This is a genomic window from Pseudomonas cuatrocienegasensis (assembly GCF_900110925.1).
In the GTDB taxonomy this organism is placed as follows: domain Bacteria; phylum Pseudomonadota; class Gammaproteobacteria; order Pseudomonadales; family Pseudomonadaceae; genus Aquipseudomonas; species Aquipseudomonas cuatrocienegasensis.
The window spans coordinates 1-13533 of the sequence record NZ_FOFP01000009.1 but is presented as its reverse complement, the minus strand read 5'-3'; the positions used below and the strand labels follow the sequence as shown (position 1 = coordinate 13533).

The 13533-nt window shown below is 60.4% G+C and carries 15 protein-coding genes; 9 read left to right on the top strand and 6 right to left on the bottom strand.

The genetic code is table 11. The annotated features are described in order from the left end of the window. Positions 1-20 precede the first annotated feature (20 nt). Together pnuC and BMW49_RS13510 are read left to right on the top strand one after the other, a co-directional pair. A complete protein-coding gene (gene pnuC, locus BMW49_RS13515; protein WP_069517407.1) occupies positions 21-587 on the top strand; it encodes a nicotinamide riboside transporter PnuC in 567 nt (188 codons plus the stop codon). Continuing rightward, entirely contained in the window at positions 584-1126 is a 543-nt protein-coding gene (locus tag BMW49_RS13510) for an AAA family ATPase (protein ID WP_069517409.1), read from the top strand. The genes pnuC and BMW49_RS13510 overlap by 4 nt, the downstream gene beginning before the upstream one ends. A gap of 117 nt (positions 1127-1243) precedes the next feature. Here the strand turns inward: BMW49_RS13510 and BMW49_RS13505 are convergent, their stop codons facing one another. The 3 genes from BMW49_RS13505 to BMW49_RS13495 all read right to left on the bottom strand — a co-directional run bounded on the left by BMW49_RS13505 (position 1244) and on the right by BMW49_RS13495 (position 3372). Further along, positions 1244-1546 carry a DUF1883 domain-containing protein gene (locus BMW49_RS13505; RefSeq protein ID WP_069517411.1) on the bottom strand — a complete coding sequence of 101 codons (303 nt, stop codon included), beginning with the start codon at positions 1544-1546 and terminating at the stop codon, positions 1244-1246. 67 nt (positions 1547-1613) lie between these two features. Next, a complete protein-coding gene (locus BMW49_RS13500; RefSeq protein ID WP_167362807.1) occupies positions 1614-2357 on the bottom strand; it encodes a substrate-binding periplasmic protein in 744 nt (247 codons plus the stop codon). Positions 2358-2445: 88 nt separating this feature from the next. Then, on the bottom strand, positions 2446-3372 hold the full coding sequence (locus BMW49_RS13495) for a ZIP family metal transporter (RefSeq protein WP_069517415.1): 927 nt from the start codon (positions 3370-3372) through the stop codon (positions 2446-2448). A gap of 228 nt (positions 3373-3600) precedes the next feature. Here BMW49_RS13495 and BMW49_RS13490 point away from each other — a divergent pair, with 228 nt between their 5' ends. Further along, the gene (locus BMW49_RS13490; protein ID WP_069517418.1) at positions 3601-3822 is read left to right on the top strand and encodes a DUF2970 domain-containing protein; all 222 of its coding nucleotides are present in this window, start codon (positions 3601-3603) and stop codon (positions 3820-3822) included. A 2-nt stretch (positions 3823-3824) separates the two neighbouring features. Here BMW49_RS13490 and BMW49_RS13485 read toward each other — a convergent pair whose 3' ends face one another. Further along, positions 3825-4916: an ABC transporter substrate-binding protein gene (locus BMW49_RS13485; RefSeq protein WP_083251688.1), complete on the bottom strand. Its 1092-nt coding sequence runs from the start codon at positions 4914-4916 to the stop codon at positions 3825-3827. A gap of 460 nt (positions 4917-5376) precedes the next feature. Here BMW49_RS13485 and BMW49_RS13480 point away from each other — a divergent pair, with 460 nt between their 5' ends. Both BMW49_RS13480 and BMW49_RS13475 read left to right on the top strand, forming a co-directional pair. After that, the gene (locus tag BMW49_RS13480) at positions 5377-7035 is read left to right on the top strand and encodes a nitrite/sulfite reductase (protein WP_069517422.1); all 1659 of its coding nucleotides are present in this window, start codon (positions 5377-5379) and stop codon (positions 7033-7035) included. After that, entirely contained in the window at positions 7019-7516 is a 498-nt protein-coding gene (locus tag BMW49_RS13475) for a DUF934 domain-containing protein (protein WP_069517424.1), read from the top strand. The genes BMW49_RS13480 and BMW49_RS13475 overlap by 17 nt, the downstream gene beginning before the upstream one ends. Before the next feature lie 56 nt (positions 7517-7572). On the opposite strand, the gene BMW49_RS13470 is transcribed toward BMW49_RS13475, so the two are convergent. Next, a complete protein-coding gene (locus BMW49_RS13470) occupies positions 7573-8562 on the bottom strand; it encodes a YhdH/YhfP family quinone oxidoreductase (protein ID WP_069517426.1) in 990 nt (329 codons plus the stop codon). A gap of 25 nt (positions 8563-8587) precedes the next feature. Continuing rightward, positions 8588-9607, bottom strand: coding sequence for a protease SohB (gene sohB, locus BMW49_RS13465; RefSeq protein WP_069517428.1), 1020 nt, complete (start codon positions 9605-9607; stop codon positions 8588-8590). A gap of 197 nt (positions 9608-9804) precedes the next feature. Between sohB and BMW49_RS13460 the strand changes: the two genes are divergently transcribed. The 4 genes from BMW49_RS13460 to BMW49_RS13445 all read left to right on the top strand — a co-directional run bounded on the left by BMW49_RS13460 (position 9805) and on the right by BMW49_RS13445 (position 13005). After that, entirely contained in the window at positions 9805-10515 is a 711-nt protein-coding gene (locus tag BMW49_RS13460; RefSeq protein ID WP_069517430.1) for a histidine phosphatase family protein, read from the top strand. Between the two features lie 60 nt (positions 10516-10575). Next, on the top strand, positions 10576-10887 hold the full coding sequence (locus BMW49_RS13455; protein ID WP_069517432.1) for an SCP2 sterol-binding domain-containing protein: 312 nt from the start codon (positions 10576-10578) through the stop codon (positions 10885-10887). 253 nt (positions 10888-11140) lie between these two features. Continuing rightward, complete coding sequence (locus BMW49_RS13450; protein ID WP_069517434.1) at positions 11141-12208, top strand: phosphotransferase family protein; 1068 nt, start codon at positions 11141-11143, stop codon at positions 12206-12208. 29 nt (positions 12209-12237) lie between these two features. Then, positions 12238-13005 (top strand): SDR family oxidoreductase, encoded by a 768-nt coding sequence (locus tag BMW49_RS13445; protein WP_069517435.1) that lies wholly within the window; start codon positions 12238-12240, stop codon positions 13003-13005. The last annotated feature ends 528 nt before the right edge of the window (positions 13006-13533 follow it).

The window sequence follows — 13533 nt, the reverse complement described above, 5'->3', positions numbered from 1 at the left end:
ACGCTTTATGCTGGAATCTTATGTCGACCCTGGAAATACTGGCATCGATTATTGGCGTTGTCGCCGTCTGGCTGACAGTCAAACAAAACCCGTGGTGCTGGCCCATCGGCCTGATCATGGTGGTGATGTATGGCTGGATTTTTTACGACGCCGCGCTGTATTCAAACATGCTGCTGCAGGGCGTGTATGCCGCTCTGCAGGTCTATGGCTGGTGGCAATGGACGCGTGGCGGCGATGCTCAAACCGGTGTGCAGGTCAATCGGCTCACCCCATACGGCGTCCTGCTGAGCCTGATGGTCGGGGCAACAGGCGCACTCCTGCTGGGTTATTTGATGGCGGTATTCACCGATGCCACGGCGCCTTGGCAAGACGCAACGCTCAGCGCCTTCAGCCTGGTTGCGCAAGTCTGGATGGCGCAAAAACGCGTCGAGTGCTGGCCGCTGTGGATTATCCTCGACGTGCTCTTCGTGGTGCTGTTCCTGCACCACGGCCTGTACCTGACCGCCGGGCTGTATGCGCTATTCACCCTGCTGGCGATCAATGGCTGGCTGACATGGCGGCGTGACCGCGCCCTGACCCTGGCATGAAGGTACTGGTCCTGACCGGCCCGGAGTCCACGGGTAAAAGCTGGCTGGCTGGCACACTCCAGGCTGCATTTGGCGGTATCGTTGTCGGCGAGTACGTTCGCCACTTTATCGAGCAGACAGGGCGCGACACCTGCTATGCGGATGTTGAGCAGATCGCTCGCGGCCAACTGCAATGGGAAGATCAGGCCCGCGCCGCTCGACCAGAGCTGTTGATTCTCGACACTCACCTGCTCAGCAATATGCTCTGGAGCCAGGAGCTGTTTGCCGCCTGCCCCAGCTGGATGGAGTCGGCGCTGCTCGAGCGCGAATACCATTTACACCTGCTGCTCAGCCCCAACCATGTGGCATGGGTAGATGATGGCCAACGCTGCCAACCGGAGCTGGCACAACGGCAAGCGTTTTATCGGCGCTGTGAACACTGGCTGCGTTTGCATCGGCAACCACTACGAAGCATTGAAGGCGACTGGCAGCAACGCCAGACCCAAGCCTTGCAGGTAGTGCAGCAATGGTTGGCAGGAAATACCGAGAGCAACAGGTAAAGCCCGCGGTGGAATAGGCCTCACGGCCTCCCACCGGGATGCTGTTCAATCGGCATGAATCGCGCCTTTTCATCCACCCTGTTTACCGGTGCAGGCAAACGCGGCAGGACCTGGCACTCAACTTAGTCGCGAAGTCGAGCGGCGCACGATCTTGATCGAATGCTTGAGGGTCGGCTTGCGGGTCACGCTGATGGCTTTGCGCGTTACCGTATCGATCGTGATGTTCCAGAAGCCGCTGCTGGGTACGGTGATACGCGCAGGGAATGTATCGAAGGCACCACCGTGGTAGGTGTGCCGGCCTCCGTTTTTGAAACTGCGAAAGTTCGCGTCGTTCATCAGGCGAATGTTGCAGGTCTGCGAGCACTCGATGACGACGACGTCATCTTCGTTGAGGTGCTCACGCTGGTGTATGTATTTCATTGCCCGCTCCACGCCGCTTAAATCATGCAAATCAGCGCGCTAGTATGACGTGGCAATGCGGCAACTGCTACCTGGCACGCAGCAGGTGCTCGACTCCTTCAGGAGGCAGGTAGTGCTCCAGAATCACCCGCCAACTGCCATCGGCATGCATTGCGCGAAACTCGGTATTTAGACGTTCCTGCACATCCGCGGCGTTCTCCAACGCCAGATTGGCCGCTATGTAGCTGTGGGTGGTGGCGATGGCCTGCCCCGTCAACAACGGCTGTCCAGCATTACCCAGGCGTCGCCACAGGTAGCTGATACGCAAATCGATCTCATACCAGGCAGCCAGGCGACCTACTCGCATCAGATGTGCGGCCTGCTCAGGATCAGTGACTTCCACGACCTCCCGACCAGGCTGGCGCATGCTGCGCAATTCGTGCGCCCTGGGCGTACCACTCATGACGGCGACAGGCCCGGCATGCAGTGCTTGTTCCAGCGTGTCATAGGCCTGCTGTGTACTGGCCAGGACATAGGCAGTGGGTAGCACATTGAGCAGCCAGAGAAAGGCATGCTCGCGCTCGGCAATACGCCCCATATTGAGCACCACCGCCTGAGGATCGTCCTGCGCCTCGCTCAGTACACGCCGCCATGGCACCTTGCGCATCCGACAATCGAAACCGGCACGTACGCACAGCACCTGCATCAGCTCGGCAAAGATGCCCGGGCGTGCAGGGGTGCCATCGGCGAACGGCATCTGCCCCTGCCCTATATAGACGTTGAGCACCTGAGACTGCGCCAGAGGCGCGCTGCCCAGCAAGAGAAGTAGCAAGATGGCCCGTCGCATCACACTGTTTGCCTGTTTGTTCAACCGCTGCCTCCCTGCCGCCCCCTCACTCTGGAAACGCCGAAGCAGACAATCACCCCAGGGCCGTATCGAGAAACATCATCACCGCGAAGCCTCCCATCAAGCCCAAGGTGGCTGAGGTCTGATGACCATTACGGTGCGTCTCCGGGATAATTTCATGGGACACCACAAAAATCATTGCCCCTGCTGCCAGTCCCATACTCACGGGGTAGGCCAGCGCATAGCCGCTGGACAGGCCAATGCCGACAAGCGCCCCGATCGGTTCCATGATGCCTGTGGCCATTGCCACCAGTGAGGCCGTGACGGCGGACAGACCTGTGGTACGCAGCGCCAGCGCGACTGCCAGGCCCTCTGGAATATCCTGGATGGAAATGGCGCTGGCCAGGGGAATGCCCACGCTCAGATCGCCAGCCGCAAAGCCCACGCCAATCGCCATACCTTCGGGCAGGTTATGCAGGGTCACGGCGAAGACGAACAGCCAGACCCGGTTGATCCGCTCGCAATCGGGCCCACAGGGTCCGGTGCTTTCATGTTCGTGGGGGGTGAAGTAATCGAGGCCGAGCATCAGTAGCACGCCCAGCCCCAGACCCAGCACCACAGTCGCGGCGCCGAGCATATTGCTATCGGTCAGGGAAGTGGCTGCCTCCAGCCCTGGCAGAATCAGGGAAAACGAACTGGCCGCAAGCATCATCCCGGCGGCGAAACCCAGCATGCTGTCCTGCAGCCGCGCCGATATCCCGCCAAGCCCGATAGCCAGCAGCGCGCCAAATGCTGTCGCGGCAAAACCGGCGAAACCGCCATAGAGCGCATAGCGCAGGTTGTCGGCTGGCTGGCCCATGGCATTTGCCGCACTGCCGATCAGCAGCGCGATCACAGCCAGCAGGGCAATGGCAAAGCCTGCGGTAATCCAGGGGTTGCTACGCGCCTGAGCCACCCAGGCGGAGCGGAAGGTCATGTATTGGTTATGCAGGGTGTCCATAAGGCTCGCTTCATTGATAAGCAGGGAACAAGACTACCGCAGCGACTGTTGCCCTTGAACAAGCCAGGTGCCATAGCAGCCCCATGGCCTCGATAGCTTTTTCGTATCAGATAATTCTCTGAAGAAGAGCTGTGCGTTTGGTTCCTTCTTACCGATGTCTGGCTCTTGCTGCCCCTCATCTAGCGTATGAAGGTCTACGCTTAGAATACGATCCCAGGAGGCCTGCCCATGAGCGAACAGGATGATTCCAACACGCCCCTTACCTTCCGGCAGATGCTGCACAGCGTGCTGGCGGCGGCAATCGGCGTGCAAAGCGGCAAAAACCGTAGTCGTGACTTCAGCCGCGGCAAGCCCAGTCACTTTATTATCCTGGGCCTTTTGTTCACCGCAGTATTTGTCTTGGTGATTCTCGTGATCGTCAAACTGGTGCTCTACGCCGCTGGCTTGTGAGGTCACTCCAGCAGCGCATGCAGGTTGAAGTCATAGTGTTTCATATCCGGCTGATAGGCCACGCTGTAACGGCGGAAATCGATTCCGTAACCCGGGATTGCCAAGCGTTTTAGCAACTGCCGGGCCTGAGCAGCGTCAATCAGTTGCAACACCGGTGCGACCTGATCCTTGCCGCCATGCTGACTGAAGTCATAGCCGGCGTGGTAGTCGTAGAGCATCACCAGTGCCCAGGCGCCCAGGCTGTTGTGGCCCGCCACCAGCACACTGATGCGCCCATCGATACGTGCCTGCAGCACCTGCTCGGAGCTATTCAACCCGGAGATGTGCACATCCTTACCAGGCACCAGTCCGCGTTCGGTGACCGCCTGCAACGCGCCGAAGGCCATTTCGTCATTTGCCGACCAGATCAAATCGGTCCCAGGCCGGCGCTGCAACAGCGCTCGGGCCTGCTCATAAGCACGCTTACGGCTCCATTCGCCATAGACCAATTGCTGCAGCCGCACGTGCGGGTGCTCGGCCAACGCACGCGCCAGGCCCTGCTGACGCAGACTTGCAGAGGGCGTGTGGCGCACCCCGGAGAGCGCGAGCAGTTCACCCGAGCGCTGGCCCAACGATTCGATAAGTGCAGAGGCCATCAGGTAGCCGGCCTCTTCGTCGTTGGGCACAAGGCTGCCGATCCAGTTGCGGTATTGCTCACGGCTGGCACCGACCAGAGCCTGCTGCTCAGCCGTCAAGGTACTGTGCACGGCAAAGACCTTGATTGGGCTTTGGGCAAACAACCGCAGTATTTCAGGGCCGACGTACTGCTCGTTGACAAACATCAAGTAATCGGGAGGCTCGCTCGACTCAAGTACCTTGCGCGCAGCGGCGAGCAGCTTAGCGGTATCACGGGCACCATAGACAATGTGCAATTGCATGCCCAGATCGCGTGCCGCCTCCTGCATGAACTCACTGTAGCTGACCCAGAACGGCTCATTGGCATGGCCAGGATTGAGAAAGACCACAGATGCAGGTTTCGGCACAGCCGCCTGTACCCCCACACCCAGCATCAGCAAAGTTGCTAACAACAGGTACCTCACCACCCACCTGAACATGCACACCCCCAAAGCCTGGCCGCAGTATAAGGGTTTGGTAGACAGCAGCGGATATGCGCTGGGAAGCAAAGATGCTGCCCGCCGCAAAGCGGGCAGCAGGCCAGGTATCTTATTGGCCGCTCACCCAGAACACGGCAGTGGCGACTGCGATAAGAATCAGCATGAAGATGGCCTTGGCATCAGCGGCACTGTCGCTGTGATCGGACTCGGAATGCTTGGTCATGAACGCCCCTTTTTGTTGTGATTGTAGGTGCACTGCACCCTCAGTTAAGACCACACAGAGCGGTTGCTCAAGCACCGCAGTTATGCTCTTGGCCTCACTTAGAACCCAACGTTCTTTCCATATACTCAAACTTCACTTTTGCGTATATCCCTGAGCTGGTATCTTCCTCCGGCTCCGACTGGAGTGCGCGGCCGTGCGCGCAGATTTGCTGTAAGCAGCCTGATAACAGGACACTTCATGTACGTATATGACCAGTACGATCAACAAATCATTGAGGACCGCGTCAAGCAGTTCCGTGATCAGACCCGCCGCTATCTGGCAGGTGAGCTGAGTGGCGAAGAGTTCCGCCCCCTGCGCCTGCAGAATGGTCTGTACATTCAGCGCTACGCCCCGATGTTGCGTGTTGCCGTGCCCTACGGCCTGCTGTCTTCCCAGCAGGTACGCATGATGGCCAAGATCGCCCGCGACTACGACAAGGGCTACGCCCATATCAGCACCCGGCAGAACGTACAGTTCAACTGGCCGGACCTGGAAGACGTCCCCGAAATTCTCGCCGAGCTGGCCACCGTGCAGATGCACGCCATCCAGACCAGCGGTAACTGCATCCGCAACACCACCACCGACCAGTTCGCGGGCGTGGCCAAGGATGAAATCGTCGACCCGCGCCCCTGGTGCGAAATCATTCGCCAGTGGTCGACTTTCCATCCCGAGTTCACCCACCTGCCGCGCAAGTTCAAAATTGCCGTCAACGGCGCAGTTAGCGACCGTGCCGCCATCGAGGTGCACGACATCGGCCTGGAAGCGGAACGCAACGACGCCGGTGAGCTGGGCTTCCGCGTCTCCGTTGGCGGCGGCCTGGGGCGTACCCCGATCGTCGGCAGCTTTATCAACGAGTTCCTGCCCTGGCAGCACCTGCTCAGCTACCTCGACGCCATCCTGCGGGTGTACAACCGCTATGGCCGTCGCGACAACAAGTACAAGGCGCGCATCAAGATTCTGGTCAAGGCTCTGACTCCGGCGGTATTCGCCGAGCGCGTAAATGCCGAGTGGGCGCACCTCAAGGATGGCCCGACCACCCTGACCGAAGCCGAAGTCGCCCGCGTTGCCGCGCACTTTATCGACCCAAGCTACAAGGCCCTCGACGACCAGGACGCCTCCCTGGTGGCCCTGGATGCCGAGCACCCAGGCTTTGCCCGCTGGCGTCAGCGCAACACTTTCGCCCACAAGAAGCCGGGCTATGTCGCCGTGACCCTGTCGCTCAAGCCAACCGGCGTGGCGCCAGGCGATGTAACCGACAAGCAGCTCGACGTAATCGCCGACCTGGCTGATCGCTACAGCTTTGGTGAAGTGCGCAACAGCCATAACCAGAACATCATTCTGGCTGATGTCGAGCAGCGCCAGCTGTTCACCCTGTGGGGCGAGCTGCGTGAAAACGGTTTCGCCACGCCGAACGTCGGCCTGCTGACCGATATCATCTGCTGCCCAGGCGGCGATTTCTGCTCCCTGGCCAACGCCAAGTCGATCCCGATTGCCGAGGCGATCCAGCGCCGCTTCGACGACCTGGACTACCTGTTCGACATCGGCAATATCGACCTGAATATCTCCGGCTGCATGAACGCCTGCGGCCACCACCACGTCGGCCATATCGGCATCCTCGGTGTGGACAAGAAGGGCCAGGAGTTCTACCAGGTCTCCCTGGGTGGCAGCTCAGGTCGTGACGCCAGCCTGGCGCAGATCCTCGGCCCCTCCTTCGCCGAAGCGGACATGGCCGACGTGATCGACAAGATCGTCAAGGTTTACGTCGAACGCCGTACCGAAGAAGAATCCTTCCTCGACACCTTCCGCCGCATCGGCGTCGACCCGTTCAAGGAGCGTGTGTATGCAGCGAATCATTAAGAACGGCCAGATCCTCGACGAAACCTGGCACCTGCTGCCCAAGGACGCCACCCTCGACGGCATCCCCAACTGCGACGACCTGATCGTGCCGCTGGCGCTGTGGGTCGAGCACGGCCACGCCCTGAAGGCCCGCGACGGCGGCCTTGGCGTCTGGCTGGATGCCGGCGAAGAGATCGAAGAAATCGCCGACCAGTTGGACAATTTCCAGGTTATCGCCCTGAACTTCCCGGCCTTCACCGATGGTCGCCACTGCTCCACGGCCTACCTGCTGCGCACGCGCTACGGCTATACCGGGGAAGTGCGCGCGATTGGCGATGTGCTGCGCGACCAGCTGTTTTCCTACCAGCGGGTCGGCTTTGACGCCTTTGCGTTGCGGGCCGACAAGGACCCGGTGGATGCGCTGAACGCCTTCACGGAGTTCAGCGAGGTCTACCAGGCCTCCGGTGATCAGCCGCTGCCACTGTTCCGCCGCCGCGCCTGAGCCTAACGAAAAAGCCCGCCAGAATCTGGCGGGCTTTTTTCTGCGCGCTTGATCTGTCAGTCGACACGCACCAGCACTCGTCCAGCGATCTGCCCGGCGAGAATCTGGCTGATAGCCTGCGGCACCTCGGCCAGACCGATTTCAGTGACCAGCGCCTCCAGGTCAAGCTTCCATTGCAGCGACAGGCGGTCCCACATCGAGGCCTTGACCACCAGCGGTAACTCCACCGAGTCGACGCCCAGCAGGTTGACCCCACGCAGGATGAACGGCAGCACGCTACCGCTGAATGCGGTCCCAGCGGTCAAGCCACAACAGGCCACACTGCCGCCATAGCGCAGGGCCTTGACCACGTTGAAGAGAATCTCCCCCCCCACGGTATCGACCGCCGCGGCCCATTGTTCCTTGAGCAGCGGCCGCTCGCTACCGGCCTGCAACTCGCTGCGCGCAATCACCCGCGTTGCCCCCAAACGCGTCAGCAGATCGCTCTGCTGGGCTTTACCGGTCGCCGCCACCACCTCGTAACCGAGAGTGGCCAACAGAGCCACCGCCACGCTACCGACACCACCGGTGGCACCAGTGACCAGTACCGGCCCATCCCCCGGCGTAACACCGGCCTGCTCCAACTTATCGACGCACAGCGCCGCGGTCAGGCCCGCCGTACCCAGCACCATGGCCTCGCGCAGGTTCAGGCCTTGCGGGCGTTTGAGCGCCCAGCTCGCCGGAATGCGAATGTACTGGGCAAAGCCACCCGCCGTATTCATGCCCAGGTCGTAACCGGTGACGATCACTTCATCACCAACCGCGAACTCCGCCACACTCGACGCTTCAACTACGCCGGCGGCGTCGATGCCCGGGGTGTGCGGAAACTCGCGGGTTACCCCGCGATTCCCCGTGGCCGACAGGGCATCCTTGTAATTGAGCGAGGAATAACGCACGCGGATCAACAACTCGCCTGCGGGCAACTCAGCCGTATCGCGCTCGACGATCACCTGCTCGAAACCCTGGGTCGTTTGTTCGCGCGCCTGCAGCGCGGTAAAAGTGGTCATCGTATTCCCCTCGGTATGCGTGTGGTTACCAGAAGCGCTGGAGATTGAGCCGGCTCAGGCCATTGACCAGGAAACGCTCGACAGCGACGCTGGCCGCGATGCCGACACGCTCCTGCAGGGTCTTTTTCTCGGCGAAGTGCAAGTGGAACAGATCCGCCTCGACGGCTCGTTCGGCCAGGTACTCGTCGCTGGTCTTGAGCTCATCGACCAGTTGTTTTTCCAGTGCTGCCGTGCCGAGCCAGACTTCGCCCGTGGCAATTTCATCGATATCCAGTTGTGGACGATAGCGGGCCACGAAGTTCTTGAACAGCTCGTGGGTGGTCTCCAGGTCTTCCTGGAATTTCTCCCGACCCTTTTCGGTGTTTTCGCCAAATACCGTGAGGGTACGCTTGTATTCCCCGGCGGTGAGCACTTCCACGTCGATGTCATGCTTGCGCAGCAGGCGATGAACATTGGGCAGCTGGGCGACCACGCCAATCGAGCCGAGAATGGCGAACGGCGCCGAGACGATGCGCGCGCCAATGCAGGCCATCATGTAACCGCCGCTGGCCGCTACCTTGTCGATGCACACGGTTAGCGGCACGCCCGCCTGACGGATACGCACCAGTTGCGATGACGCCAGCCCATAGCTATGGACCATACCACCACCGCTTTCCAGGCGTAGCACTACCTCATCCTTAGGGGTAGCCATACTCAACAGAGCGCTGATTTCATGGCGTAGGCTTTCGGTGGCCGAAGCGCGGATATCACCCTCGAAGTCCAACACAAATACCCGAGGGCGTTGCTCACCGGCTTTTTTTGCCGCCTTGGCCTGTTTGGCCTCAGCCTTTTGGCTGGCCTTGAGCTGAGCCTTGTCCAGCACCGCCGACTCCAGGCGCTGACGCAGGTGCTTGTAAAAATCATTGAGTTTGTTCACCTGCAACTGCCCAGAACCGCGCCGCCCCCTGCTGCGGGCAGCAGCAATAGCCGCCAGCACGACGACAATAGCCACCACGACAGTGACTGTCTTGGCCAGAAAACCGGCATATTCCAAAAAGAACTCCACGCATTGCTCCTCAGTGTCACGACGCCTGCCTGAACGCAGACCGCTCAAAGTCGCTCCAGCATACCGGCGCCCCGGCATCGCGACCAGCCGACAGGCTAGCAGCGCGAATTCAAACAAGCGTATGTTTTTTCGTTGACAGCCGCCCGGCTTCCCCCCTACCCTCGCGGAACTTTCAACGTACCGGGACGACAACGGACGTGGGCAGCATCTACCTGATTCGACATGGCCAGGCCTCCTTCGGTGCCGACGATTACGATGTACTGTCGCCGGTAGGCGTGCGCCAGGCTGAAGTAGTGGGCGCCCACCTGGCGCAACTCGGTATTCGCCTCGACCGCTGCATCAGCGGCAGCCTGCGACGCCAGCAGCATACTGCCAATACTGCGCTGGCCCAGCTGCATGCGGCCAGCCTGCAGCCCGCCGAGCTGGAAGTCGATCCGGCCTTCAATGAATTCGATGCCGACGCGGTCATTCGTGCCCTGCTGCCCGCCTTGCTGCCCGAGGAGCCGGAAGCCCTGCATATCCTGCGTAACGCCGCACAGCACCGCGCGGAGTTTCAGCGGCTGTTCGCCATCCTGATTGGGCGCTGGATTTCCGGCCACCACGACACCGCTGAGCTGCAGAGCTGGCAAGCATTCAGCGCGCAGGTGCACGACGGCCTGCAGCGCCTGCTACAACGCGCGGACACCAAGCAGAACATCGCCGTATTCACCTCTGGCGGTACCATAACCGCCCTGCTTCACCTGGTAACCGGCATCCCCGTGGCCCAGGCCTTCGAGCTGAACTGGCAGATCGTCAATACATCACTGAGCTGCCTTAAGTTTCGCGGCAGCGAGGTCACCCTGGCTTCCTTCAACAGCCATGTGCACTTGCAGCTGCTGAAGGCGCCGGAGCTCATCACCTACCGCTGAGTCCGGCCCATTGATTGCGTCCATCAGGGCGCGAGACAACTCCCAAGAAAGGAAGACACCATGAGCGTTGCAGACATCGTCCAAACCATGCACTCCAAGTTCAACGCAAGCGCCGCTGCTGGCCTGGATCTGGTATTCCAGTTCAACATCGAAGATGGCGAGAACCACTACCTGATCGTCAAAGACGGCACCTGTGACGTGAAACAAGGCGACAGCCCAGACGCCAACGTCACCCTGATCATGGACACCGAAACCCTCAAAGGCATCACCAGCGGTGAAACCGACGGCATGCAGGCCTTTATGGCCGGCAAGCTGCGCGCCGAAGGCGACATGATGCTGGCCATGAAGCTGGGTGAACTGTTCCCGGTCTGAGCCGACAGGCGTAATGGCTAGAAAGAACCGGAGTCTTGTGCTCCGGTTTTTTTTCGCCTGAATTCAGAGGCTGTTGCCGTTTCGTGCACGGCTGCGCTTTCGACGACACGAGATCAGCCCCAAAGCCAATCAGGCTGCCTGATTGAACAGCAACACGCTGGCCTATAACGACAGTGCAGCCTTGTGAGCACATAAGGCGCGCATTAGATTAGCGAATAGTCTCGAGCCCCAATCATAAGTAGAAGGGATAAGTATGGCGCTTACCGACCAGTCCACCCAGATTCGTGAGGGTGAAGAACTCGATGCCGCGCGCATCGACCCCTACCTCAAGGCCCACATCCCTGGCCTGACCGGCGAGCCGCGCATCAGCCAGTTTCCCGGCGGCGCATCGAACCTCACCTACCTGCTCGAGTACCCCGACCAGGAATTCGTCCTGCGCCGTCCGCCATTCGGTCACAAGGCCAAATCGGCCCACGACATGGGCCGCGAGTACCGCATCCTCAATCAGCTCAATGCGGGCTTTCCCTACTGCCCGAAAGCCTATGTGCATTGCACCGACGAGTCAGTGATCGGCGGCGAGTTCTACGTCATGGAGCGGGTTAAAGGCATCATCCTGCGCTCCGAGATGCCCGCCGAGCTTCAGCTCGATGCAGCCAAGACACGCAGCCTCTGCGAAAGTTTTATCGACAAACTGGTCGAGTTGCACCGCGTCGATTACCAGGCCTGCGGCCTGGGCGATCTGGGCAAACCCGAGGGCTACGTGCAGCGGCAGATCGCCGGCTGGAGTGATCGCTACGAGAAGGCCCTAACCCCGGACGCACCACTGTGGGAGCCGGTCAAAGCCTGGCTACGCGACAAGATGCCAGCCGACCACCCCAAACCGGCCATCGTGCATAACGACTACCGCTTCGACAATGTGATCCTCGACCCGCAAAACCCCATGCACATCATCGGTGTGCTCGACTGGGAACTGACCACCCTCGGCGATCCGCTGATGGACCTGGGTAACACCCTGGCCTATTGGATCGAGGCGGCGGACCCGGCCCCCGTGCAGTTGATGCGCCGCCAGCCAAGTAACGCGCCCGGCATGCTCACACGCCAGCAGTTCGCCGACTATTACGCGCAGCGCGCCGGTATCGAGATCAAGAGTATCGACTTCTACTACACCTACGGCCTGTTCCGTCTGGCCGGCATCGTGCAGCAGATCTATTACCGCTTCTACCACGGCCAGACCCAGGACAAGCGCTTCGCCCAGTTCATCCATATGAACAAGCTGCTGGAGCACATGAGCCTGCAGGTCATCCACAAATCGACGCTGTAACGGGCGCCTACAACAACAAGGAACCTCTTATGTCCAAGACCCAACTGTTCGACCTCGACGGCAAGATTGCCTTCGTCTCCGGCGCCAGCCGCGGCATCGGTGAAGCCATCGCCAAACTGCTGGCCCAGCAAGGCGCCCACGTTATCGTCTCCAGCCGCAAGATCGACGGCTGCCAGGCCGTGGCGGACGCCATTGTGGCCGCAGGCGGTAAAGCTACCGCTATCGCTTGCCACATTGGTGAAATGGAGCAGATCAGCAACGTCTTCGCCCAGATCAAGGAACAGTTCGGGCGCCTGGACATTCTGGTCAACAACGCCGCGACCAACCCGCAGTTCTGCAACGTCCTGGACACCGACCTGTCGGCGTTCCAGAAGACCGTCGACGTGAATATCCGCGGTTACTACTTCATGTCCATCGAGGGTGGCAAGCTGATGAAGCAGAACGGTGGCGGCAGCATCATCAACGTGGCCTCGATCAATGGCGTCAGCCCAGGCGAATTCCAGGGTATCTACTCGGTGACCAAGGCCGCGGTGATCAGCATGACCAAGGTCTTCGCCAAGGAGTGCGCGCAATTTGGCATCCGTTGCAACGCCCTGCTACCGGGCCTGACCGACACCAAGTTCGCTTCGGCCCTGACCCAGAACGACGCGATCCTCAAGGTTGCCCTGCAGCGCATCCCACTCAAGCGCGTGGCCGACCCCAGCGAAATGGCCGGCACGGTGCTCTACCTGGCCAGCGATGCATCGAGCTACACCACCGGCGTGGCACTGAACGTTGACGGCGGCTTCCTCTCCTGATCCTGCGGCGCTAAATAAAAGGCTCTATCCCAGTACCCTGTTGCACGGCGACGATGCTTTTGTAGGAGCCGCGCCCCGCGGCGAATGCCATGGGCAACGCCGAAATAACTGAATGGCTGCAATCGATTCGCCCCGAGGCGGGGCTCCTGATATGGATTGACCTGTCAACTATGGGTCTATTCTTTCACTTTGCTCTTTTCCATCAATGGCTTCGGTTCAGGGGGTGGAGGGCGATTTGGCGACGGTGGATCACTCTGATATGCGTGGGTTGGTTACCGACCTGACTTCACTTCGTCGCGGAGCTGCCCTTCTCTACGGTCGTGGGTCTGTCCTCCCGGAAGAGGACGCCACATAGGAGCGCCAGGGGTTCTCCTCACCGGCCCTCCACCCCCTGAACCGAAGCCACTGAGACGTGGTCATGCCACTGCCTTACTGCCGTGTGCCTTGCCCGCAACCTCGCAGGCGATGGCCCAGATGAACCCTGCCAGTTCCCGTGCGACGGCGGTTACCACTTGCTGCTTGATCTTG

Bases quoted from the DNA above. Each gene is read 5' to 3' on its own strand.
- pnuC (WP_069517407.1), top strand. From the start codon at position 21: ATGTCGACCCTGGAAATACTGGCATCGATTATTGGCGTTGTCGCCGTC.
- BMW49_RS13510 (WP_069517409.1), top strand. From the start codon at position 584: ATGAAGGTACTGGTCCTGACCGGCCCGGAGTCCACGGGTAAAAGCTGG.
- BMW49_RS13505 (WP_069517411.1), bottom strand. From the start codon at position 1,546: ATGAAATACATACACCAGCGTGAGCACCTCAACGAAGATGACGTCGTC.
- BMW49_RS13495 (WP_069517415.1), bottom strand. From the start codon at position 3,372: ATGGACACCCTGCATAACCAATACATGACCTTCCGCTCCGCCTGGGTG.
- BMW49_RS13490 (WP_069517418.1), top strand. From the start codon at position 3,601: ATGAGCGAACAGGATGATTCCAACACGCCCCTTACCTTCCGGCAGATG.
- BMW49_RS13485 (WP_083251688.1), bottom strand. From the start codon at position 4,916: ATGTTCAGGTGGGTGGTGAGGTACCTGTTGTTAGCAACTTTGCTGATG.
- BMW49_RS13480 (WP_069517422.1), top strand. From the start codon at position 5,377: ATGTACGTATATGACCAGTACGATCAACAAATCATTGAGGACCGCGTC.
- BMW49_RS13475 (WP_069517424.1), top strand. From the start codon at position 7,019: ATGCAGCGAATCATTAAGAACGGCCAGATCCTCGACGAAACCTGGCAC.
- BMW49_RS13470 (WP_069517426.1), bottom strand. From the start codon at position 8,562: ATGACCACTTTTACCGCGCTGCAGGCGCGCGAACAAACGACCCAGGGT.
- BMW49_RS13455 (WP_069517432.1), top strand. From the start codon at position 10,576: ATGAGCGTTGCAGACATCGTCCAAACCATGCACTCCAAGTTCAACGCA.
- BMW49_RS13450 (WP_069517434.1), top strand. From the start codon at position 11,141: ATGGCGCTTACCGACCAGTCCACCCAGATTCGTGAGGGTGAAGAACTC.
- BMW49_RS13445 (WP_069517435.1), top strand. From the start codon at position 12,238: ATGTCCAAGACCCAACTGTTCGACCTCGACGGCAAGATTGCCTTCGTC.